This window comes from Citrobacter amalonaticus Y19 (assembly GCF_000981805.1).
Lineage (GTDB): Bacteria > Pseudomonadota > Gammaproteobacteria > Enterobacterales > Enterobacteriaceae > Citrobacter_A > Citrobacter_A amalonaticus_C.
Window position 1 is genome coordinate 2963218 of the sequence record NZ_CP011132.1, and the last position, 22948, is coordinate 2986165.

Annotated in this window: 18 protein-coding genes; 9 read left to right on the forward strand and 9 right to left on the reverse strand. The window is 53.5% G+C overall.

The window, feature by feature from the left end; all coding sequences use genetic code 11:
* The first annotated feature begins 37 nt into the window (after positions 1–37).
* From celB to F384_RS13730, 3 genes are read left to right on the forward strand one after another with little or no spacing between them, the layout of a single operon-like run.
* Positions 38–1357, forward strand: coding sequence for a PTS cellobiose transporter subunit IIC (celB, locus tag F384_RS13720; protein WP_046484965.1), 1320 nt, complete (start codon positions 38–40; stop codon positions 1355–1357).
* Between the two features lie 3 nt (positions 1358–1360).
* Positions 1361–2317: a N(4)-(beta-N-acetylglucosaminyl)-L-asparaginase gene (locus tag F384_RS13725; protein ID WP_046484968.1), complete on the forward strand. Its 957-nt coding sequence runs from the start codon at positions 1361–1363 to the stop codon at positions 2315–2317.
* The gene (locus F384_RS13730; RefSeq protein WP_046484970.1) at positions 2317–3750 is read left to right on the forward strand and encodes a leucyl aminopeptidase family protein; all 1434 of its coding nucleotides are present in this window, start codon (positions 2317–2319) and stop codon (positions 3748–3750) included. The genes F384_RS13725 and F384_RS13730 overlap by 1 nt, the downstream gene beginning before the upstream one ends.
* Positions 3751–3839: 89 nt before the next feature.
* On the opposite strand, the gene F384_RS13735 is transcribed toward F384_RS13730, so the two are convergent.
* The 4 genes from F384_RS13735 to F384_RS13750 form a co-directional block, all read right to left on the reverse strand.
* Entirely contained in the window at positions 3840–4541 is a 702-nt protein-coding gene (locus F384_RS13735) for a DnaA inactivator Hda (RefSeq protein ID WP_216525655.1), read from the reverse strand.
* Positions 4542–4635: 94 nt separating this feature from the next.
* On the reverse strand, positions 4636–5925 hold the full coding sequence (gene uraA, locus F384_RS13740; RefSeq protein ID WP_046484976.1) for a uracil permease: 1290 nt from the start codon (positions 5923–5925) through the stop codon (positions 4636–4638).
* Between the two features lie 95 nt (positions 5926–6020).
* On the reverse strand, positions 6021–6647 hold the full coding sequence (gene upp / locus F384_RS13745) for a uracil phosphoribosyltransferase (protein ID WP_046484979.1): 627 nt from the start codon (positions 6645–6647) through the stop codon (positions 6021–6023).
* A 181-nt stretch (positions 6648–6828) separates the two neighbouring features.
* Positions 6829–8259: a 6-phospho-beta-glucosidase gene (locus F384_RS13750; RefSeq protein WP_046484980.1), complete on the reverse strand. Its 1431-nt coding sequence runs from the start codon at positions 8257–8259 to the stop codon at positions 6829–6831.
* A gap of 262 nt (positions 8260–8521) precedes the next feature.
* On the opposite strand from F384_RS13750, the gene purM reads away from it, so the two are divergent.
* The 4 genes from purM to ppx all read left to right on the forward strand — a co-directional run bounded on the left by purM (position 8522) and on the right by ppx (position 13997).
* Positions 8522–9559 (forward strand): phosphoribosylformylglycinamidine cyclo-ligase, encoded by a 1038-nt coding sequence (purM, locus tag F384_RS13755; RefSeq protein WP_046498153.1) that lies wholly within the window; start codon positions 8522–8524, stop codon positions 9557–9559.
* A complete protein-coding gene (purN, locus tag F384_RS13760; protein WP_046484983.1) occupies positions 9559–10197 on the forward strand; it encodes a phosphoribosylglycinamide formyltransferase in 639 nt (212 codons plus the stop codon). The genes purM and purN overlap by 1 nt, the downstream gene beginning before the upstream one ends.
* Positions 10198–10384: 187 nt before the next feature.
* Positions 10385–12451, forward strand: coding sequence for a polyphosphate kinase 1 (gene ppk1 / locus F384_RS13765; protein WP_046484985.1), 2067 nt, complete (start codon positions 10385–10387; stop codon positions 12449–12451).
* Positions 12452–12455: 4 nt separating this feature from the next.
* On the forward strand, positions 12456–13997 hold the full coding sequence (gene ppx, locus F384_RS13770) for an exopolyphosphatase (protein WP_046484988.1): 1542 nt from the start codon (positions 12456–12458) through the stop codon (positions 13995–13997).
* A 7-nt stretch (positions 13998–14004) separates the two neighbouring features.
* On the opposite strand, the gene F384_RS13775 is transcribed toward ppx, so the two are convergent.
* Positions 14005–16245: a sensor domain-containing phosphodiesterase gene (locus F384_RS13775; RefSeq protein WP_046484991.1), complete on the reverse strand. Its 2241-nt coding sequence runs from the start codon at positions 16243–16245 to the stop codon at positions 14005–14007.
* A 349-nt stretch (positions 16246–16594) separates the two neighbouring features.
* Between F384_RS13775 and F384_RS13780 the strand changes: the two genes are divergently transcribed.
* Positions 16595–16786: a YfgG family protein gene (locus F384_RS13780; RefSeq protein ID WP_046484994.1), complete on the forward strand. Its 192-nt coding sequence runs from the start codon at positions 16595–16597 to the stop codon at positions 16784–16786.
* Positions 16787–16900: 114 nt separating this feature from the next.
* On the opposite strand, the gene guaA is transcribed toward F384_RS13780, so the two are convergent.
* A complete protein-coding gene (gene guaA, locus F384_RS13785) occupies positions 16901–18478 on the reverse strand; it encodes a glutamine-hydrolyzing GMP synthase (RefSeq protein WP_046484997.1) in 1578 nt (525 codons plus the stop codon).
* Positions 18479–18546: 68 nt separating this feature from the next.
* Positions 18547–20013 (reverse strand): IMP dehydrogenase, encoded by a 1467-nt coding sequence (guaB, locus tag F384_RS13790; protein WP_046485000.1) that lies wholly within the window; start codon positions 20011–20013, stop codon positions 18547–18549.
* 161 nt (positions 20014–20174) lie between these two features.
* On the opposite strand from guaB, the gene xseA reads away from it, so the two are divergent.
* Positions 20175–21539 carry an exodeoxyribonuclease VII large subunit gene (gene xseA / locus F384_RS13795; RefSeq protein WP_046485003.1) on the forward strand — a complete coding sequence of 455 codons (1365 nt, stop codon included), beginning with the start codon at positions 20175–20177 and terminating at the stop codon, positions 21537–21539.
* 37 nt (positions 21540–21576) lie between these two features.
* Here the strand turns inward: xseA and F384_RS13800 are convergent, their stop codons facing one another.
* Both F384_RS13800 and F384_RS13805 read right to left on the reverse strand, forming a co-directional pair.
* Entirely contained in the window at positions 21577–21798 is a 222-nt protein-coding gene (locus F384_RS13800; RefSeq protein WP_046485005.1) for a zinc ribbon domain-containing protein, read from the reverse strand.
* A 45-nt stretch (positions 21799–21843) separates the two neighbouring features.
* Positions 21844–22902: a DUF2786 domain-containing protein gene (locus tag F384_RS13805; protein WP_046485007.1), complete on the reverse strand. Its 1059-nt coding sequence runs from the start codon at positions 22900–22902 to the stop codon at positions 21844–21846.
* Between the last annotated feature and the right edge of the window lie 46 nt (positions 22903–22948).

Here is a 22948-nt window from a genome sequence, read left to right on the forward strand (position 1 = left end):
CATAAACACTCTCATCCGATCTTGTACGGAGTTCACAATGAACAATGTTCTGGGATTTCTTGAAGCAAAACTGATGCCGCTTGCGGCCAAAACGGCGCAACAGCGTCACCTGGGTGCGATCCGCGGCGCCTATGTTTCCTTTATGCCGTTCATTATCGTCGGTTCCATTCTGTTGGTTATCTCCTCGTTTCCGAACCAGACCTATCAGCAATTTATGTCTGGCGCGTTTGGCGAAAGCTGGAGCAGCATTATTGAGATCCCGTTTAGCGCGGTATTCTCAACGATGTCGCTGTTCATTAGCTTTCTGGTTGCCTACCGTCTGGCGGAACACTACGGTGAAGATCGTATCTCCTGCGGCATTCTGGCGCTGGTCAGCTTTCTGATCCTCACCCCGTTCATCAAAGTTGCGGATAACGGCGGCATCACCGTGATGCCGGTAGAGTGGATCGGCACTAAAGGGCTGTTCGTTGCGATGATTGGCTCGTTGCTGTGGACTGAATTGTTCTGCTGGCTGAAACGCAAAAAGCTGGTCATCAAGATGCCCGAAGGGGTTCCGCCTGCCGTACAGGAATCGTTTGCCGCGCTGATCCCCGCCCTGTTGGTGATGATCCTGGTGCTGATCGTTCGCATCTTTTTTGAAAATACCCACTACCAGACAATCCACCGGTTTATCTACGAAGTGGTTGCGACGCCGGTTCGTCACTATGGCACCTCCTATTTTGGCGCGTTGATGACCGTATTCAGCATCACCATTTTATGGTCGGTGGGCATTAACTCCGGGTCGATGATCAATGGCATTATTCGTCCGCTGTGGATGGAGAACCAGACGGATAACATCGCCGCGATTCAGGCGGGCGTTACGCCGCCGCATATTATCACCGAGCAGTTTTTTGACATGATCTGGATGGGAGGGGCTGGCGCAACCTTATCACTGGTTATCGCGATGCTGATTTTTGCCCGCAGTAAAAACATGCGGGAAGTGGCCCGACTGGGAGCCGGGGCATCGATTTTCAATATTAACGAACCGATTCTGTTCGGCCTGCCGGTGATCATGAACCCCATCATGCTTATCCCGTTCAACCTGGTGCCTCTGGTGTTAGTTACCATCCAGTACGTCGCGATGAAAATCGGGGCGGTCGCCGTCACTACCGGGGTGTTCATCCCGTGGACACTGCCGCCGGTGATCAGTGGCTTTATCGTCACAGGCCATCTCAGCGGCAGCGTCATGCAACTCATTAATTTACTGATTGGCGCAATGCTCTATCTGCCCTTCATGCGCATTGTCGATAAACAATACCGCGCGGCGGAAATCGCCACACTGACCCAAAACGAGAGCACACCCGTTAAACAGGAGTAAAACATGTGGGGAATTATCGCCACCTGGCGAATGGCGCTTGAAGGCGTTACGGAGTCCGCTGGTGCACTGGCTGCAGGGCAACCGACGGCCAGCGCGGTAGTCGATGCCGTTGCCGCAGTTGAGGACTTCCCATTGTACAAATCCGTTGGCTACGGTGGACTGCCAACCGAAAATGGTGAGGTGGAACTGGATGCCGCGTTCATGGATGGCGACACGCTGGCGTTTGGTGCCGTGGGAAATCTCGTGGATATCGCGAACCCGGTACGCGTAGCGCACGCCCTGAGCCGACAGCGCTATAACAGCCTGCTTGTCGGCCAGGGCGCTCGTGAGTGGGCGCTAAGTCAGGGATTTGCTGAAAAAACCATGCTTACCGATCGCGCCATCCAGCACTATCGCAAGCGCTGTCGCGAAACGCTGGATAAGGGGCTGAGTCCTTATGACGGCCACGATACTGTCGGAATCATCGGGCTGGACGTACACGGTTCGATGAGCGTGGCAACCTCCACCAGCGGTCTGTTTATGAAAAAACGCGGCCGCCTGGGAGATTCACCGATTATTGGCTCCGGCTTCTACTGTGACAGCCAAATCGGCGCCGCGACCGCCACTGGCGTTGGCGAAGACCTGATGAAAGGCTGTACCAGCTACGAAATCGTCCGCCGTATGGCACAAGGCATGACGCCGCAGCAAGCAGCGGATTCGGTGGTTTTTGAACTTGAGGATAACCTGATGTCCCGCTTTGGTCGGGTGGGTGATTTATCTGTCGTCTGTATGAATAACCGGGGAGAGTTTGGCGCGGCGACGAATATCAAAACCTTCTCGTTTACCGTTGCCACAGCCAGCCACCCGCTCACCGTCTATCTCGCAGAACGCCGGCACGAAAAAACCCATTACCAGCCTGTCGATGCGGCATGGATGCAGGCCTATGCGGCACGGATCCGTGCGCCAATAGAGGAAGAATAATGATTACCTGTCAGTTGATTCATTCCCTTTCAGAGGCGCAACCCAACGCGCATTTGATTGCCCGGACCACAAGCCAACAGTTACCGGACTCCGCGCTGATAAACGAAATGCGCGCAACGGGCAACACGGCGGACACCTGTTTTGGCTGCGCCCCTTTCAAACGCATCACTCTCATTCCGTCAGCGCTGTGGCAGGATAATCTGACAAACGGTTTGCTGAATGCGCTGCGTCCACTGTTCGTCACACCGGTCAGTGCCCACGTTATTATTGATGTCCGCGACATTCACGAAGCCGTGCTGCTTCAGGTTCTACGTTTTCTGTTCAATCAGGCCTATCGTCTGGACTGTCTGCAACTGAAAACAGCAGACAACGCGACAGTGCGACTCTCTCACATCGACGCGCTTTGCTTACCCGAGCAGCAGGAAGCGTTAGAGGACATTTTTCGTCAACAGCAGGCCATTGCCAACGGAATGGTCGCCGCCCGCCGCCTGGCGGATATCCCATCCGAACAGTGTACGCCGCAGTTCGTTGTCGAAGAGGCCCAACGTCTCTGCGCGGCCTACCCTGATTTGCGCTGCGAAGTGCTGGATGAGCAGGCTATCGTCGCGCAAGGTCTTGGCCTGCTGCATGCGGTGGGGAAAGGCTCAAACCGTCCTCCCCGCCTGTTGGCGATTCACTACGACGGCGTCAGCAGCGGCCCCGTCCGCTGCTATGTCGGAAAAGGCATCACCTTCGACACCGGCGGTCTGTGGCTGAAAGAAGGCGCGGGCATGTACACCATGAAGTACGACATGTGCGGCGCGGCAAATGTGTTGGGCCTGTTGCTTACCACAGCAGAGTTAAATTTACCGGTGCGCATGATGGGCGTACTGGCGCTGGCAGAAAATGCCATCGGACCGAATGCCATGCAACCGGGCAGCGTGGCGCGCGCCTGTAACGGTATGACGGTGGAGATCAACAACACCGACGCCGAAGGGCGACTGGTGCTCGCAGACGCCATCGCCTGGGCCAGCCAGCGCCATCCACAGGCGCGTTATATCATCGATATGGCGACCTTAACTGGCGCAGTGGTGAAAGCGCTGGGCTATGAGTTGAGCGGGTTGATGACCCAGGATAGCGGGCTGCGCGCGGCATTAACGGTTGCCGGTGAACAGAGTGGTGATGAAGTCTGGTCGCTGCCACTGGATGCACGCTTGAAAAAACAAACGGAGAGTGCGATTGCCGATCTCTGTAATACGCCGACTAACAACGCAGCAATCAGCGCGTCAGCGGCCTGGCTGCTGCATCATTTTTGTCCGGCAAATATTCCGTGGGCGCATCTCGACGTCAGCGGTACGGCGTTGTGGCGCGAAGGAGGAAGAAGCGTGGCGTCGGGCAGGCCCATCCCACTGCTGATGCAGCATTTGCTTAACGATCTGGCTATTGAGGAGTAAACCCCGGCGTAACGGCGTTTGTTCGCCAGCGGATGCCTGATGGCGCTGCGCTTATCAGGCCTACCGTGATACGTAACCTTATATTCCGGCTAGAGCTTTAGGATCTCTTTTACGAACGGAATGGTTAATTTGCGCTGCGCGGTGATGGACGCGTGATCAAGCTGATCGAGTGTCATAAACAGCGTGCGCATTTCCCGGTCGAGCCGCTTGAGCAAGAAACGCCCCACGTCTTCCGGGAGTTCAAATCCACGCAGTCGGGCGCGCAACTGCAGCGCCTGCAATTTGTCTTCATCCGACAGCGGTTGCAGCTTGTAGATTTGTCCCCAGTCCAGACGCGAGGCCAGATCGGGTAACCCCAGTTTTAACTGGCGCGGCGGACGATCGCCGGTGATCAGCAATCGCGTTTTTCCGGATTCCAGAATGCGGTTGTAGAGGTCAAAAATGGCCATCTCCCACAGTTCGTCCCCGGCAACGCATTCGATATTGTCGATGCAGACTAACGACAGATGTTCCATCCCGTCGAGCACTTCCGGTACAAACCAGGTGCGTTTGTCCAGCGGCACATAACCGACCGCATCGCCACGCTGAGACAGTTCAGCACAGGCAGCGTGCAGCAAATGGCTGCGACCCGCGCCTTCACGCGACCAGAGATAGATGTATCCGCTATGCTCCTGACGCAGCACATTTTGCAGTGCGGCCAGTAAAGAGGCGTTATCCCCCGGCCAGAAACTTGCGAACGTTTCGTCGTCAGGAAGATAAAGTGGCAAAGAGAGCTGTGCCGGTGTGTTCAGAGAGACCTCAATCCAGATTTCATTCAATCGCGATGAGTTTATCACAGAATTCTATCGTGTTAGAACCGGGCAGCATCACTGCCCGGCTCCCCTATTACTGCTGCGGCGTATCCGCATCTTCCGCGTCCAGCACCACTTCTTCCGGGCGCAGGACAGAGATCAGCTTGAAGATAAGACTCAGCGCGATCCCGACGATGGTCGCCAGCGCCATCCCTTTCAGCTCCGCCGCACCAATGTGCACCTTCGCACCACTGACGCCGATGATCAGGATAACGGAGGTCAGGATCAGGTTCTGTGCCTTGTTGTAATCCACTTTCGATTCAATCAGCACGCGAATACCGGACGCGCCAATCACCCCGTACAACAGCAATGACACCCCGCCCATTACCGGCAGTGGGATGATCTGGATCGCCGCCGCCAGTTTGCCAACGCAGGAGAGCAGAATAGCGAAAATCGCCGCACCGCCGATCACCCAGGTACTGTAAACCCGCGTGATGGCCATTACGCCAATGTTCTCACCGTAAGTGGTGTTCGGCGTGGATCCAAAGAAGCCGGAAATCACCGTCGACAGACCGTTGGCAAACATCGAGCGATGCAGGCCCGGATCGCGAACCAGATCTTTTTTGACGATGTTCGCTGTCACCACCAGGTGACCAACGTGTTCGGCAATCACCACCAGCGCCGCAGGCAGAATGGTCAGAATAGCGAACCACTCAAAGCGAGGGGTGTAGAAGGTCGGCAGTGCAAACCAGTGCGCTTCGGCAATCGGTGTGGTATCAACCACGCCCATCGCAAACGACAGCGCGTAACCTGCCAGCACCCCAATCAGGATAGGGATGATTGCGAGGAAACCGCGGAACAGCACCGAGCCGAACACGGTCACCGCCAGCGTCACCATCGAGATAATGATGGTCTTAGAATCCGCAGTTTGTCCTTCCGCTGGCAACAGTCCAGCCATACCGGCGGCAACACCCGCCAGCTCCAGACCGATGACGGCAACGATTGCGCCCATTGCCGCAGGAGGAAACATGACGTCCAGCCAGCCGGTACCGGCTTTCTTCACAATGAAAGAAACCAGGCAGAACAGCACACCACACATGATGAAGCCACCCAGCGCCACTTCGTATCCCAACGGCAGCAGTAGCAAAACCGGCGAGATAAAAGCGAAGCTTGAACCTAAATAGGCAGGGATTTTTCCTTTACAGATAAAGAGATACAGCAACGTCCCGATCCCGTTGAATAACAACACGGTGGCCGGGTTGATATGAAACAGAACTGGCACCAGCACGGTTGCGCCAAACATGGCGAACAGGTGCTGCAAACTAAGCGGGATTGTCTGTAAAAGCGGCGGTCTTTCACTCACCCCGATAGCACGGCGCGTCATAGTGTTTTCCTCTGAGTGTGTTTGTTATGAGTCGTTGAGTTGTTTTATTCAAAAAAAAGCCGACTCTTAAAGTCGGCTATTTATTAGTTATTCACTTACTTCGTACCAAAAATCTTATCGCCAGCATCACCAAGCCCCGGAATAATATATCCGTGCTCGTTCAATCCCTGGTCGATCGATGCGGTGTACAGTTCCACATCCGGATGCGCTTTTTCCAGCGCGGCGATGCCTTCCGGTGCCGCAACCAGCACCAGCACTTTGATGCTGCTGCAGCCCGCTTTTTTCAGCAGATCGATGGTTGCGATAACGGAACCCCCGGTCGCCAGCATCGGGTCGACAATCAGCGCCATGCGCTCGTCAATATGAGAAACCAGCTTCTGGAAGTACGGGACCGGCTCCAGCGTCTCTTCGTTACGGTACATGCCGACCACGCTGATACGCGCGCTTGGCACGTTTTCCAGCACGCCGTCCATCATCCCCAGGCCTGCGCGCAGGATAGGCACAACGGTAATTTTTTTGCCTTTGATTTGGTCCACTTCGACCGGACCATTCCAGCCTTCAATGGTCACTTTTTCAGTTTCCAGGCCGGCAGTCGCTTCGTAGGTCAGCAGACTGCCTACTTCCGAGGCGAGTTCACGAAAGCGTTTGGTGCTGATATCGTTCTCACGCATCAGACCCAGCTTGTGTTTGACGAGTGGGTGTTTGACTTCCACGATCTTCATACTCTTCTCCTTTCCTCAGACGAGTGGCAACCACAAAAAAATCGCCGGATTATACCGCTTTTCCTCTCTGGCGCAACATAAGGTATGCATGACCTGGATCAAGCAAAGTGGTATACGTTTGGGTGATGAGTATAAAACACGCCCCGCACTCTGTGCGGGGCTGAGTATCAAGTGACTGAAATCAGAGGGATTCACCGTTGCTTTTTATCACCTGTTGATACCAGGCGAAAGATTTTTTGGGCCGCCGCGCCAGCGTCCCACTACCGTCATTATTTTTATCGACGTAGATAAACCCGTAGCGCTTTTTCATTTCGCCCGTTCCCGCAGAGACCAGATCGATGCATCCCCATGGGGTGTAGCCCATCAGATCCACCCCGTCCTCTTCCACCGCTTTTTTCATCTCGCGAATGTGCGCAGCCATGTACTCAATACGATAGCTGTCGTCTACGGTGCCGTCCGGTTGCTGAACATCAATCGCGCCAAAGCCGTTCTCAACGATAAACAACGGGAGCTGGTAGTGATCCCAGAACCAGTTCAGCGAATAACGCAGTCCCACCGGATCAATCTGCCAGCCCCAGTCCGATTTCGGTACGTAGGGGTTGGAAACCAGGCTTTTACTCTCGTCATAATCGAGCTGCGGGTTATCGTCCGTCGCTTTGGTAGCAAACGACATGTAGTAGCTGAAGCCGATGTAATCCACACAGCCTTCAGACAGAGCAACGCGGTCTTCCTCAGTCATATCGAGGGTAAACTCGCGGCGGGCAAAATAGTTGAGGATATGCTGCGGATATTTCCCCCGCACATGCACGTCGGTAAACCAGTAGCGACGATGCATAGCATTCATCGCCATCATCATGTCGTTCGGCGCACAGGTTAGTGGGTAGATGGGGCACATGGCAATCATGCAGCCAATCTGCAACGACGGGTTAATGTCTCGTGCCGCCTTCACCGCCAGCGCGCTGGCCACCAGTTCGTAATGTGCCGCCTGGAACATTACCGGTTCACGATCTTCGCCGGGCTGATACTTCAGGCCGGAGTTTGTAAACGGCGCAAAGTCTTCATGGAAATTGGCCTGGTTGTTGATCTCATTGAAGGTCATCCAGTACTTCACTTTGTGCTGATAGCGGGTAAAGACCACTTTTGCGAAGCGGACAAAAAAGTCGATCAGCTTGCGGTTGCGCCAGCCGCCATACTCCGTCACCAGATGGTAGGGCATTTCGAAATGCGACAGGGTAATCACCGGCTCAATGCCGTATTTCAGGCATTCATCAAACAAATCATCATAAAATTGCAGTCCAGCCTCGTTTGGCTGCGTTTCATCCCCGCGCGGGAAAATACGTGTCCAGGCAATGGAGGTGCGAAAACATTTAAAGCCCATTTCCGCGAACAGCCTGATGTCCTCTTTATAGCGGTGATAGAAGTCGATCGCTTCGTGGTTTGGATAGTTTTTTCCTGGCAGCACGCCATCGGTGATTTCACGCGCCACGCCGTGAGCCCCCGCCGTCATGACGTCGGCAACGCTGACGCCTTTTCCGCCTTCCTGCCAGCCGCCCTCGAGTTGGTGAGCCGCAACCGCCCCACCCCACATGAAATTCGCATTAAATCCAGACATAGTTTCCCTCGTTGATTCGCAATGACAAAACAGAAACCGGTTTCAGTAAGATACTGAGCAATCCCATCAATGCTTTCAAGGAGGAAACTGAACCCGGTTTCATTTTCGTGGCTCAGGTCATAAAAACGAACCATTGCGGAGAAAATGCAGCAAAAATCGACAGATAAAAACGGATGTAACGCAGGCTAGCAAACGTTTGCTTTCCCTGTTAGAATTGCGCCGAATTTTACTTTTACCGTAAGAAAACGTGGGGAACCAGGCAGTGACCGATAAAACCTCTCTTAGCTACAAAGATGCCGGTGTTGATATTGACGCGGGTAATGCTCTGGTGGATCGAATCAAAGGCGTAGTGAAGAAAACTCGCCGCCCGGAAGTAATGGGTGGTCTGGGTGGTTTCGGTGCGCTGTGCGCATTGCCGCAAAAATATCGTGAACCGGTACTGGTTTCCGGCACTGATGGCGTAGGGACAAAACTGCGTCTGGCGATGGATCTGAAACGTCACGATACCATCGGTATCGATCTCGTGGCGATGTGCGTCAACGACCTGGTGGTTCAGGGTGCTGAACCGCTGTTTTTCCTCGACTACTATGCCACCGGCAAACTGGATGTGGATACCGCCGCCAGCGTGATTCAGGGTATCGCGGAAGGTTGTCTGCAGTCTGGCTGTGCGCTGGTCGGCGGGGAAACCGCTGAAATGCCCGGGATGTACCACGGTGAAGATTATGACGTCGCCGGTTTCTGCGTCGGCGTGGTAGAAAAATCAGAAATCATCGACGGTTCTAAAGTGACCGATGGCGATGTGCTGATTGCGTTGGGTTCCAGCGGCCCGCACTCCAACGGTTACTCACTGGTGCGTAAAATTGTCGACGTCAGCGGTTGCGATCCGCAAACCACGGATCTGGAAGGTAAACCACTGGCCGATCACCTGCTGGCACCGACCCGTATCTACGTGAAATCAATTCTGGAACTGATCGAGAAGGTTGATGTGCACGCGATTGCGCACCTGACCGGCGGCGGCTTCTGGGAAAACATTCCGCGCGTCCTGCCGGACAACACGCAGGCGGTGATCGATGAGTCCTCCTGGCAGTGGCCAGCCGTCTTTAACTGGCTGCAGAACGCCGGTAACGTCAGCCAGCATGAAATGTATCGTACCTTCAACTGCGGCGTCGGCATGGTCATTGCCCTGCCAGCGGCGGAAGTGGACAACGCCCTTGCCCTGCTGAAGGCCAAAGGTGAAGATGCATGGAAGATTGGTGTCATCAAAGCGTCTGACTCCGCGCAGCGCGTGGTTATTGAATAATGAATATTGTGGTGCTTATTTCCGGTAACGGAAGCAATTTGCAGGCGATTATTGATGCCTGCAAAGCGAAGAAAATCAACGGCACCCTGCGGGCAGTATTCAGCAACAAGGCCGACGCGTTCGGCCTTGAGCGAGCGAGAAAAGCGGCAATCCCGGCCCATACGCTGACGGCCGATCAGTTTTCCAGTCGTGAAGCGTTTGACCGCGAACTGATCCTTGAGATTGACGCTTATGCGCCTGACGTCGTCGTGCTGGCCGGTTTTATGCGTATTCTGAGCCCGGCGTTTGTCGCGCACTACAGCGGACGGTTGCTGAATATTCACCCTTCTCTGCTGCCCAAATACCCCGGTTTGCACACCCATCGTCAGGCGCTGGAAAATGGCGATGAGGAACACGGCACGTCGGTCCACTTTGTCACTGACGAACTCGACGGCGGGCCGGTCATTTTGCAGTCCAAAGTCCCGGTCTTTGAAGGCGACGACGAAGATGAAATCACCGCTCGCGTTCAGGTACAGGAACACGCCATTTACCCACTGGTGGTCAGTTGGTTTGTGGAAGGGCGACTGAAAATGCACGATAATGCCGCCTGGCTGGACGGTGTTCGCCTGCCGCCGCAGGGCTACGCTGCCGACGAATAAAACCGTGCCGGATATCGGACGTCATCCCTTATCCGGCCTGCTGTTCTCTTCAAACCTCCCGTCCCCCTTCCCCTTTGCGATCATACGGTTTATTGTCATACTTTTCTGGCACAGTTGGACATCCGAGCGCAATGCTCGCCATAATAATCAGGCAGTGTCCCGTGAATAAAACGGAGTATAAGTATTAATGGGTCAGGAAAAGCTATACATCGAGAAAGAGCTGAGCTGGTTGGCGTTCAACGAACGTGTGCTCCAGGAAGCTGCGGATAAATCAAACCCGCTGATTGAACGGATGCGTTTCTTAGGCATCTATTCCAATAACCTGGATGAATTCTACAAAGTTCGTTTCGCAGAACTCAAACGCCGCATCATCATCAGTGAAGAACAGGGTTCAAATTCGCATTCTCGCCACCTGTTAGGCAAAATCCAGTCCCGCGTGCTGAAAGCCGACCAGGAATTCGATGGCTTGTATAACGAACTGCTGCTGGAGATGGCGCGTAATCAGATCTTCCTGATTAACGAGCGTCAGCTGTCAGTCAATCAACAAAGCTGGCTGCGCCACTACTTCAAACAGTATCTGCGCCAGCACATTACCCCGATTTTAATTAACCGCGAGACGGATCTGGTACAGTTCCTGAAGGATGACTACACCTATCTGGCGGTTGAAATTATTCGCGGCGACACCATTCGCTATGCGCTGCTGGAAATTCCGTCTGACAAGGTTCCACGTTTTGTGAATCTGCCGCCGGAAGCCCCACGTCGTCGCAAGCCGATGATCTTGCTGGACAACATTCTGCGCTACTGCCTGGACGATATCTTTAAGGGCTTCTTTGATTACGACGCGCTGAACGCCTATTCCATGAAGATGACCCGTGACGCCGAGTACGATCTGGTTCACGAGATGGAATCCAGTCTGATGGAACTCATGTCCTCCAGCCTGAAACAGCGTCTGACCGCCGAGCCAGTGCGTTTTGTCTATCAGCGCGACATGCCTAATGCGCTGGTCGAAGTCCTGCGCGAGAAGCTGACGATTTCACGCTACGACTCTATCGTTCCCGGCGGGCGCTATCACAACTTTAAAGATTTCATTAATTTTCCCAATGTGGGCAAAGCGAATCTGGTGAATAAGCCGCTCCCGCGTCTGCGCCACGTCTGGTTTGATAAAGAGAAATTCCGTAACGGATTTGACGCCATTCGCGAACGTGATGTGCTGCTCTACTATCCGTATCACACCTTTGAACACGTACTGGAACTGTTGCGTCAGGCATCGTTTGACCCCAGCGTGTTGGCGATCAAAATCAACATCTACCGCGTCGCGAAAGACTCACGCATCATCGACGCTATGATCCACGCCGCCCATAACGGTAAAAAAGTCACAGTGGTGGTGGAACTGCAGGCGCGTTTTGACGAAGAGGCGAACATCCACTGGGCAAAGCGCCTGACGGAAGCAGGCGTTCACGTGATCTTCTCTGCGCCAGGCTTAAAAATTCACGCCAAGCTGTTCCTGATTTCGCGTAAAGAAGGCGAAGAGGTGGTGCGGTACGCCCATATCGGCACCGGCAACTTCAACGAAAAAACCGCCCGCCTGTATACCGACTATTCGCTGCTGACCGCCGATGCGCGGATCACCAACGAAGTCCGCCGGGTGTTCAATTTTATCGAGAACCCGTATCGCCCGGTGGCGTTCGATTATCTGCTGGTCTCACCGCAAAACTCGCGTCGCCTGCTGTATGAGATGATCGATCGTGAAATCGCCAACGCCCAGCAGGGACTGCCCTCCGGCATCACATTGAAGCTGAATAACCTGGTGGATAAAGGGTTGGTCGATCGACTGTACGCCGCATCCAGCTCCGGTGTGGCGGTGAATCTGTTGATTCGCGGCATGTGCTCGCTCATTCCGAATCTGGAAGGCATCAGCGATAATATCCGCGTCATCAGTATTGTGGACCGTTATCTTGAGCATGACCGGGTGTACATCTTCGAGAACGGCGGCGACAAGCAGGTTTATCTCTCCTCCGCAGACTGGATGACGCGCAATATCGACTATCGCATTGAGGTGGCGACGCCGCTTCTCGACCCGCGCCTGAAGCAACAGGTGCTGGATATTGTTGACATCCTGTTCAGCGATACGGTAAAAGCCCGCTACATCGATAAAGAACTGAGTAATCGCTACGTGCCGCGTGGAAACCGCCGCAAAGTGCAGTCGCAGTTGGCTATTTACGACTATATCAAATCACTCGAACAATCTGACTAACGCTATGCCAATACATGATAAGACCCCACGACCGCAGGAGTTTGCGGCGGTCGACCTTGGTTCAAACAGTTTTCACATGGTGATTGCCCGTGTGGTGGATGGCGCCATGCAGATTATTGGCCGCCTGAAGCAGCGCGTGCATCTCGCGGATGGTCTCGGCGAAGACAATATGCTGAGCGAAGAGGCGATGGAGCGTGGCTTAAGCTGCCTGTCGCTGTTCGCTGAACGCCTTCAGGGGTTCGCCCCCTCCAGCGTCTGTATTGTCGGCACGCATACGCTTCGTCAGGCGCAAAACGCCACCGATTTTCTCAAACGCGCGGAAAAGGTGATCCCTTATCCGATCGAAATCATTTCCGGTAATGAAGAAGCGCGCCTGATCTTTATGGGTGTGGAGCATACGCAACCGGAGAAAGGCCGCAAGCTGGTCATCGACATTGGCGGTGGCTCGACGGAACTGGTCATTGGCGAAAACTTCGAACCAAAGCTGGTTGAAAGCCGTCGTATGGGCTGTGTCAGTTTTGCTCAGATCTATTTCCCCGGTGGAGTCATTAGCCAGGAGAACTTCCAGCGCGCCAGAATGGCGGCGGCGCAGAAGCTTGAAACCTTGACCTGGCAATTCCGCATTCAGGGCTGGAACGTCGCATTGGGGGCCTCCGGCACCATCAAAGCCGCGCATGAAGTGCTCCTGGCAATGGGCGAGAAAGACGGCTTCATCACGCCTGAGCGTCTGGACAGGCTGGTTGGCGAGCTGCTGCAACACCGTAGTTTCGAGTCGCTAAGCCTGCCGGGGTTATCTGAAGAGCGAAAAGCGGTCTTTGTTCCGGGTCTGGCAATTTTGTGCGGTGTTTTTGATGCGCTGGCGATCAACGAGTTACGTCTTTCCGATGGCGCGCTACGCGAAGGCGTGTTGTACGAAATGGAAGGTCGCTTCCGCCATCAGGATGTTCGCAGCCGCACCGCCAGCAGCCTGGCGAATCAGTACAACATCGACAGCGAGCAGGCTCGACGCGTGCTGGAAACCACCATGCAGATGTATGAACAATGGCAGGCACAGCAGCCGAAGCTGGCGCATCCTCAGCTTGAGGCGCTGCTGAAATGGGCGGCAATGCTGCATGAGGTTGGGCTGAACATCAATCACAGTGGCCTGCACCGCCACTCGGCGTATATTCTGCAAAACAGCGATCTGCCTGGTTTTAATCAGGAGCAGCAAACCATGATGGCCACGCTGGTTCGCTACCATCGTAAAGCGGTTAAGCTGGACGATCTCCCCCGTTTTACGCTGTTTAAGAAGAAGCAGTTCCTGCCGCTCATTCAACTGCTACGTCTTGGCGTGCTGCTGAACAACCAGCGTCAGGCTACTACCACGCCACCCACGCTGACGCTCATCACCGACGACAACCACTGGACCCTGCGTTTCCCTCATGACTGGTTCAGCCAGAACGCGCTGGTTTTGCTCGATCTGGAAAAAGAACAGCAGTACTGGGAAGGCGTGACCGGCTGGCGTTTGAAAATCGAAGAAGAACATTCACCGGAAATCGCTGCGTGAAACACACTCAGGTGCCAGTGACTGGCACCTGCTCTTTCAGCGTCTCGCTTAACGGTCGCGGCATACCGATTAAATATCCCTGCATGTAGTCAATCCCCAGCGAAATCGCTGCACGGCGAATCTCCTCGCTTTCAACAAATTCAGCGACCACCTGCATTTTCTTCATTCGCGCCAGATGACAGATCGAGGCCACGATCTGATAGTCGAGGCTATTCGAAACGATATTGCGGATGAAACTGCCATCAATCTTCAGAATATTGGCGTTAACGTTTTTTAGCCTTGCATAGCTGGCATAACCTGTACCGAAGTCATCAATGGCGATTTGGCAGCCCAACTGTTGCAGGTTTTGCAGCGTGGTTTCCGCCTGCCCGGCATTCATCAACGCCTGACTTTCCGTCACTTCAAAAATCAATTGCCATGCTTCTATCTGGTATTTGCTCAGCAGTTTACTGATATCCTGCGCAAACCTGGCCCGACAGACAGAGGACGCCGACAGATTAAGCGCAAAGCGACGGGCAGGCATCTGCGCACGATTCTCCGCCATAAAGCGTAACGTGTGTTCGATAACCCAGAGATCGATTCTGGATGAGAGACCAAACTCATGCGCGACGGGCAGAAAGGTATCAGGGCTAATCATGCCACCGTCATCGTCCAGCAATCGCAGTAAGATCTCATGATAAACATCGCCGCGAAGCCCTTCGATTGGCTGCGCCATCAGACAAAAACGGTCATGCTCCAGCGCATGCTGCAACCGGTTCATCATCGCGACTTTGTCTCTCAGATTGCGCTGCATATTCATGGCGCCACTACGCTCTAAATTCTCTGGCGTATTGGTCATGATGGACAACTCAGCAATGGTGCTCAACTCACCCAGCAACAAGTAGATGTGGTTTACCGGGGAACGTACGTAACAATAACTCATCCCCACCTGCGGCTGGAACGTCATGCCATCCCAGACAAACCGGAATGTCTTGATATGTTCATCCAACGCTTCAATACGTTGCTGATGCGACTCTGTATTCAAGCGCAGCAACAGGTCAGGACCGGACATTTGATAAACATGCTCATCTGGCCCCAATTTTTCGGCTATCCAGTGGGATAATTGCTGCTTGTACTGAATACGCAGCATAATTCCGTAATTCTTAACCAGAAATTCCAGTTCAGGAACGCGCAGGAAGCACAGTGCTGACCAGGGGGTACTTCTCAGCGCGCGGTTGAGTGCGCGAAGATTAGGAAGATGGACCACCGGATCAAGAAACGCAAGGCGGCGGGCACGCCCGCTCACAATCCGCTGGCGCGTCGCCAGTACCGCCATGTAATTCACAATAAAAGAAAAAACCAGGAAACTGGAAGAGGTAATCGCCAGTTGCACATCGTAACCCGAATAAAAGGGCGTATAACTTTTGTAATTATGAATCGCAATGATTAAAACCGGGGCCCACAGCAGCGATATGAAACGATAACCATAACGCATCGCTCCCCATAACATCACCGGGAGTAATAACGACATCGTATAGTTTGTACTGAAAATTGAACTATTTTCATTCAATGGCATACACAGCAAAGACATTAATGCAAACAATACCAACAGCCAAATAATGAGCTCTTTTTGTGAGGCCTTGGCATCAAATTGTAATTTTAACTGTGAATAATAGCTGCGCAAATGCAACGGATTACGAATAACACGAATAATAAAATAGAAAAGCGGTACACCAATCAAGTTTCCCACCAGAATGCCCTGGTAGTTTATTAATGCGTTGATGTTAAACGGTGTTACCCCCATTAAGCTCAGTTTACTTTCATACATCCCCACAAAGGCAGCAAACTGGAAAAGCACCAGAAAAAGCGTCGCAGGACAAAAAACCTGCCAAAAAATGCGCGGGAAAACCAGATGCGCCTCACCATGAGAAATATTATTACGCCGGGGCGTAAAGACGCGGTAACCGCCCCAACTGAGCACGATAGCAATAAGAAAATGCACAATAATAGGTAGCGTTTCCGCCAACCCAACCTGAGGATATTTGCGAATAAAAATCGCCAGAATAATTCCGGGTAATGCAGCCCAACCGAAAAAAATCATCAGGCTCATCATGAGCGATAACGGTAAAAAGAAAAGGATAACGTCCCCGGTAGCCACATGCGCATAGGTATTCATTTGGCTCACAAGCGGTAAAAACAGGGAAGGTAAAATCAGAGGAAGTCCCCACCACTTATCTCTGATTGCAATATAACGTTTATTCAGTCGCATAGATGCTCAGCGGAACCCCCAAAATCCTGACGGGGGTGTATCAGACAGGCATCCCACCTGACGTCAAATTAAGATGAAAAATTCACCATACATGTCGCACCGATTTTAGTTATCAATAGAAAGTAAATTTTGACGTATATCAAATAATTTAGTCCCCATTAATCAATTATTACCTTTATTTCACTGCGTTATCATTTTCACATTATTAATGCAAATAATGTAATTAATTTCCATAACACCAGAATATGAATCAACTGACGCAATTTTACATAATCAGTAATTGACCCGTCCGACACAGTATGCCTTAATGTACTCATCGCCCGAATGGGCATCCCTTAAGGAACCTTTTGTGAGTCAGGCAACCAGTATGCGAAGACGACATCGATTTAACAGTCGCATGACCCGTATCGTATTGCTTATCAGCTTTATCTTCTTTTTTGGACGCTTTGTCTACTCTTCTATCGGTGCCTGGCATCATCATCAGGACAAAAAAGACGCGCAACAGTCCAGCCTCTCTGTCGAAACGCCTGCTCAACGTTAATCCTTTTATTCCAGACAGACGTCATTTGGTATTCTCTGTGCCCGGATAAAACAAAAAACCCCCTGTATAAACAGAGGGTTTTGTCGACTACGCGTCAGCGACGTGGAGGGATATTTACTCCCATTCGATCGTGGCGGGCGGCTTACCGCTGATATCATACACGACGCGTGAAATACCATTCACTTCGTTGATGATTCGGTTAGATACGCGGCCCAGGAAGTCATACGGCAGGTGCGCCCAGTGTGCAGTCATAAAGTCGATAGTTTCGACCGCACGCAGAGAAACCACCCAGTCGTATTTACGACCATCGCCCATCACGCCAACAGAGCGAACCGGCAGGAACACGGTGAACGCCTGGCTCACTTTGTTGTACAGGTCGGCTTTGTGCAGTTCTTCAATGAAGATAGCGTCCGCACGACGCAGCAGGTCGCAGTACTCTTTCTTCACTTCGCCCAGCACGCGTACGCCAAGACCCGGGCCCGGGAACGGGTGACGGTAGAGCATGTCGTACGGCAGGCCCAGTTCCAGACCAATTTTGCGCACTTCGTCTTTGAACAGCTCTTTCAGCGGCTCAACCAGCCCCATCTTCATCTCTTTCGGCAGGCCGCCGACGTTATGGTGAGATTTGATGACGTGTGCTTTACCGGTCGCAGAGGCAGCAGATTCGATAACGTCCGGATAGATGGTGCCCTGCGCCAGCCATTTCACATCTTCCAGTTTCAGCGCTTCTTCGTCGAAGACTTCAACAAAGACGCGGCCAATAATCTTACGTTTCGCTTCCGGATCGTTCTCGCCTTTCAGCGCAGTCAGGAAACGTTCTTCCGCCGGAACGTGAATAATGTTCAGACCAAAGTGGTCACCAAACATGTCCATCACCTGCTCAGCTTCATTCAGACGCAGCAGACCGTTATCAACGAAGACACAGGTCAGGTTTTTACCGATCGCGCGGTGCAACAGCATCGCGGTGACAGAAGAATCCACGCCGCCAGAAAGGCCGAGGATCACTTTGTCATTGCCTACCTGCTGACGAATACGCTCGACGGCGTCATCGATGATTTTTGCCGGCGTCCACAGGGCTTCACACTGGCAGATGTCGCGCACAAAACGCTCCAGCATGCGCATTCCTTGACGGGTGTGAGTGACTTCCGGGTGGAACTGAACGCCGTAGAAGCGTTTTTCTTCGTTTGCCATAATGGCAAACGGGCAGGTTTCGGTGCTGGCAACGGTAACGAAGTCGGACGGGATTGCCGTCACTTTATCGCCGTGACTCATCCACACGTCCAGCAGCGGTTTGCCATCAGCGGTCAGGGAGTCTTCGATACCGCGAACCAGCGCGCTGTCGGTCACCACTTCAACCTGCGCATAGCCGAATTCACGCTCCGTCGAACCTTCAACATGGCCGCCCAACTGCATCGCCATCGTCTGCATGCCATAGCACACGCCGAAGACCGGAACGCCAGCTTCGAAAACGTATTGCGGTGCACGCGGGCTGTTTTCTTCAGTGGTGCTTTCCGGACCACCAGAAAGAATGATACCGCTAGGATTAAACTCGCGAATCTGTGCTTCAGTCACATCCCACGCCCACAGTTCGCAGTAAACGCCAAGTTCACGCACGCGACGTGCAACCAGTTGTGTGTACTGCGATCCGAAATCAAGGATGAGAATGCGATGCTTGTGAATATTGTCTGTCATTGACGCTAATTCCGAGGCAAGTGAAACAGATTAAATAAATCGCCCGACACAAGGTCGGGCGAAGAAAATCAGGAGCCCATACGATAGTTCGGGGACTCTTTGGTGATGGTCACGTCATGAACGTGGCTTTCCTGAATACCCGCACCACTGATACGTACGAATTCCGCTTTAGTACGCAATTCATCAATAGTACCACAGCCGGTCAGCCCCATACAGGAGCGCAGGCCGCCCATCTGCTGGTGTATGATCTCTTTCAGGCGACCTTTATAGGCAACACGGCCTTCGATACCTTCCGGCACCAGTTTGTCAGCCGCGTTATCGCTCTGGAAGTAACGGTCAGAAGAGCCTTTGGACATTGCGCCCAGAGAGCCCATGCCGCGGTAGGATTTGTAAGAGCGCCCCTGGTAGAGTTCGATTTCACCCGGGGATTCTTCAGTACCTGCCAGCATAGAACCGACCATTACCGCGCTTGCGCCCGCAGCGATGGCTTTGGCGATATCACCAGAGAAACGGATACCGCCGTCCGCGATAACCGGAATACCCATGCCTTCCAGCGCTTCAACGGCATCAGACACCGCGGTTATCTGCGGAACACCCACGCCGGTCACGATACGGGTCGTACAGATGGAGCCAGGGCCGATACCCACTTTCACCGCGCTCACGCCAGCTTCCGCCAGGGCACGCGCGCCCGCGCCGGTCGCCACGTTACCGCCAATGATTTGCAGATCCGGGTATTTAGCGCGAGTTTCACGAATGCGCTGTAAAACGCCTTCTGAGTGACCATGAGAAGAGTCGATCAGCAGCACGTCAACACCGGCCGCAACCAGCGCATCAACACGCTCTTCGTTACCTGCGCCTGCGCCAACCGCAGCGCCAACGCGCAGACGACCATGCTCATCTTTACAGGAATTTGGTTTACGTTCAGCTTTCTGGAAGTCTTTCACGGTGATCATGCCGAGCAGGTGGAAGCTGTCATCGACAACCAGCGCTTTCTCAACGCGTTTCTCGTGCATTTTAGACAATACGACATCACGCGCTTCGCCTTCGCGAACGGTGACCAGACGCTCTTTCGGCGTCATATAAACACTGACAGGTTGGCTCAGATCGGTCACAAAACGCACGTCACGACCGGTGATAATCCCGACCAGTTCATTGTCTTGTGTCACCACCGGGTAGCCAGCAAAACCATTGCGTTCAGTCAGTTCTTTCACTTCACGCAGGGTCGTGGTTGGCAGAACGGTTTGCGGGTCGGTTACCACGCCAGATTCATGTTTTTTCACGCGGCGAACTTCTTCCGCCTGACGTTCAATCGACATGTTTTTATGGATAAAACCGATGCCGCCTTCCTGTGCCAGCGCAATTGCGAGGCGCGCTTCAGTCACGGTGTCCATTGCTGCGGAAAGCATAGGAATGTTCAGACGAATGGTTTTCGTCAACTGCGTGCTGAGGTCGGCAGTATTCGGCAGAACGGTGGAGTGAGCGGGAACGAGGAGGACGTCGTCAAACGTCAAAGCTTCTTTAGCAATACGTAGCATGGGCAATATCTCTAACCTGGGGGTGGATAAATATTGCCGTGGCATTATACAGAGCGTAATCGGTTGCATCCACACTTTTTTGCAAATAATGCTTGCGCTCCTGCTCAGGCGGGTTACTATCGATTGAATAACCTGCTGATTTAGAATTTGATCCCGCTCACATGTTATCCTCTCAGACCTCCGCAATTTTTACTGTTAGCCGCCTGAATCAGACGGTTCGTCTGCTGCTGGAACAGGAGATGGGACAGGTCTGGATCAGCGGTGAGATTTCCAATTTCTCGCAGCCGTCATCGGGGCACTGGTACTTCACGCTCAAAGATGACACTGCGCAGGTGCGCTGTGCGATGTTCCGCAACAGCAATCGTCGGGTGACCTTTCGCCCCCAGCATGGCCAGCAGGTGCTGGTTCGCGCCAATATCACCCTGTACGAGCCGCGCGGCGACTATCAGATTATCGTCGAAAGCATGCAGCCTGCCGGTGAAGGTTTGCTCCAGCAAAAGTATGAACAGTTAAAAGCCAAACTGCAGGCTGAAGGGCTTTTTGATCAGCAGCACAAGCAACCTCTCCCCTCTCCCGCCCATTGTGTGGGGGTGATCACCTCGAAGACCGGGGCCGCACTGCACGATATTCTCCATGTACTGAAACGTCGCGATCCCTCTTTGCCGGTCATTATCTATCCGACCGCCGTCCAGGGCGACGACGCGCCAGGGCAGATTGTCCGGGCTATTGAACTGGCGAATGCGCGCCAAGAGTGTGATGTTCTGATTGTCGGGCGCGGCGGCGGTTCACTAGAAGATTTATGGAGCTTCAACGACGAACGCGTCGCCCGGGCTATTTTTGCCAGCGCGATCCCCGTCGTCAGCGCGGTCGGCCACGAAACCGACGTGACGATTGCCGATTTTATTGCTGACCTCCGTGCGCCAACGCCTTCGGCCGCGGCTGAAATGGTCAGCCGGAATCAGCAGGAGTTGATGCGCCAGATCCTGTCCGCCCAGCAGCGTCTCGGCATGGCGATGGATTACTTTCTGGCGAACCGCAGTCGCCGGTTCACCCAGATTTATCACCGCCTGCAACAGCAGCATCCGCAGTTGCGTCTCGCCCGTCAGCAGACGGCGCTGGAAAGATTGCATCAGCGTATGAATGTGGCTATCGACAGCCAGGTGAAGCGTACCAGCCAGCGCCAGTCTCGCCTGGTGCAACGCCTGAACCAGCAAAGCCCTCAGCCGCGCATTCATCGGGCGCAAACCCGCATTCAGCAACTGGAATATCGTCTGGCTCAGCATGTACGTTCACGTCTCAGCTCCACGCGTGAACGCTTTGGCAACGCGGTAACGCATCTGGAAGCCGTCAGCCCACTCTCGACCCTGGCGCGTGGTTACAGCGTCTCTACCGCCACCGATGGCAAAGTACTGAAAAAAGTGAAACAGGTGAAGGCGGGTGATGTGATGACCACCCGACTGGAAGACGGCTGGGTGGAAAGCCAGATCACCGACATCAAACCGGTGAAGCAGCGCGCCCGCAAGTAAGTGGCTCTGCCCCTGTCAGAGACTGAGCCGTACCTGTTCACACGTTATGCAGCGTAAACTCAACGCGTTTTTTTGAAATCAACCCGTGACCGTTCTGGCAAAAATAATCCACCGCACCGCAGGCTTTTAACACCTGGAGCGGCTTGTGGCAGTCCGGACACTGCGCTTCAACGGCAAAGTCCGTATTACAGATTGCGCAATGGGCCGTTTCACCATTGCGTTCCAACGGGTTATGACAAACAGGACACATCAATTCCATACTACCTCCTTCACTCTCCTCTTTCGCAAAAGAGGATGCCCACCATTACTGGGGCGCTCTGTCCTGAAGATACTGACCCAATGCCTTTTCTGATGTGAAACAGGTAAAGGTCATCTTCGGGTTCCAGTAACGTTCAATCGCCCCAAAAACATCAACCGCGACTTCATCACCATTTTCAAGCTTGTACATCCCGTTTCCTTCGGCTGTCACGACCCGTATTCCGGATTTATTTTTACCAAAAGCAATCTCAGAGGGACTGACAAAGAAAAAGGTCTGCATCTTGTAACTAACATTGCCACCGCCGTTGTACTTCTCCGTGCCGTCAGCCAGACAGGAGTATACCGCCCGGCTTTTCGCCGAGTATTCAATAATGTTCACCGCAGCAGGTCGTGGCGGCGCGACAGGCGTAACGGGTACGGGTTTCTGAACGGGTTCTGCCTGGGGCTGATACTTCGCTGTCGGCGGCGGTTCGGGCAACCTTACAGGAGGCGATGCGGGTGTCGGCATCACAACAGGCGTCGCGGGCTTGTTGACTGATGGCGTATCCGCTGGCGTCGACGAGGAATTATTCAGGCCAACGATCACCAGTGCAGCCACCACGGCGAGGAGACCAAAACCGAATTTCTCCGCCTTGAATTTGTCAGACAATGACATTTTTCCAGACCGTGCCGCCGTTGTTTTAACCTGTTGTGCTGCGGCGTCCTGACGGGCGCGCTCATCTGCCTGTCGCTTCTCTTCCTGGGCCTTTTGCTCGGCCTGCTGACGAAAGTACGCCTCGTCGTAACGCCTTTTCTCTTCCGCCGCGCGCTTATTTTGCTCAGTCTGGTATTCCCGATGCTTTTGCTCTGCTTCCTGCCGCGCCCGGCGCTCGTTTGCCGCCTCCTGTCTGGCGGTTTCAGCATCCCGGCGATAGCGTTCAGATTCTGCGGAATTGTCGGCTGACGCCCCGCCACTGCCGTAAATGTCTTCCATCGTCAGCCCATAAATCGCCATATAACGACGGGCGCGACTAAACGCATTTGCGGATTCACCGTCATTAGAGGATTGTGCGGCAAGAGCCAGTAGTTTGCGGATTTTCTCGATTTGTTTTGCTTTGTCGGTCATCAGACAATCTTCTAAAGACGGGCTTCCGTGCGCCTGAGTAACGTTA

Bases quoted from the DNA above. Each gene is read 5' to 3' on its own strand.
- guaA (WP_046484997.1), bottom strand. From the start codon at position 18,478: ATGACAGACAATATTCACAAGCATCGCATTCTCATCCTTGATTTCGGA.
- ppk1 (WP_046484985.1), top strand. From the start codon at position 10,385: ATGGGTCAGGAAAAGCTATACATCGAGAAAGAGCTGAGCTGGTTGGCG.
- guaB (WP_046485000.1), bottom strand. From the start codon at position 20,013: ATGCTACGTATTGCTAAAGAAGCTTTGACGTTTGACGACGTCCTCCTC.
- uraA (WP_046484976.1), bottom strand. From the start codon at position 5,925: ATGACGCGCCGTGCTATCGGGGTGAGTGAAAGACCGCCGCTTTTACAG.
- upp (WP_046484979.1), bottom strand. From the start codon at position 6,647: ATGAAGATCGTGGAAGTCAAACACCCACTCGTCAAACACAAGCTGGGT.
- F384_RS13730 (WP_046484970.1), top strand. From the start codon at position 2,317: ATGATTACCTGTCAGTTGATTCATTCCCTTTCAGAGGCGCAACCCAAC.
- F384_RS13800 (WP_046485005.1), bottom strand. From the start codon at position 21,798: ATGGAATTGATGTGTCCTGTTTGTCATAACCCGTTGGAACGCAATGGT.
- F384_RS13750 (WP_046484980.1), bottom strand. From the start codon at position 8,259: ATGTCTGGATTTAATGCGAATTTCATGTGGGGTGGGGCGGTTGCGGCT.
- ppx (WP_046484988.1), top strand. From the start codon at position 12,456: ATGCCAATACATGATAAGACCCCACGACCGCAGGAGTTTGCGGCGGTC.
- F384_RS13725 (WP_046484968.1), top strand. From the start codon at position 1,361: ATGTGGGGAATTATCGCCACCTGGCGAATGGCGCTTGAAGGCGTTACG.
- purN (WP_046484983.1), top strand. From the start codon at position 9,559: ATGAATATTGTGGTGCTTATTTCCGGTAACGGAAGCAATTTGCAGGCG.
- xseA (WP_046485003.1), top strand. From the start codon at position 20,175: ATGTTATCCTCTCAGACCTCCGCAATTTTTACTGTTAGCCGCCTGAAT.
- celB (WP_046484965.1), top strand. From the start codon at position 38: ATGAACAATGTTCTGGGATTTCTTGAAGCAAAACTGATGCCGCTTGCG.
- F384_RS13775 (WP_046484991.1), bottom strand. From the start codon at position 16,245: ATGCGACTGAATAAACGTTATATTGCAATCAGAGATAAGTGGTGGGGA.
- F384_RS13805 (WP_046485007.1), bottom strand. From the start codon at position 22,902: ATGACCGACAAAGCAAAACAAATCGAGAAAATCCGCAAACTACTGGCT.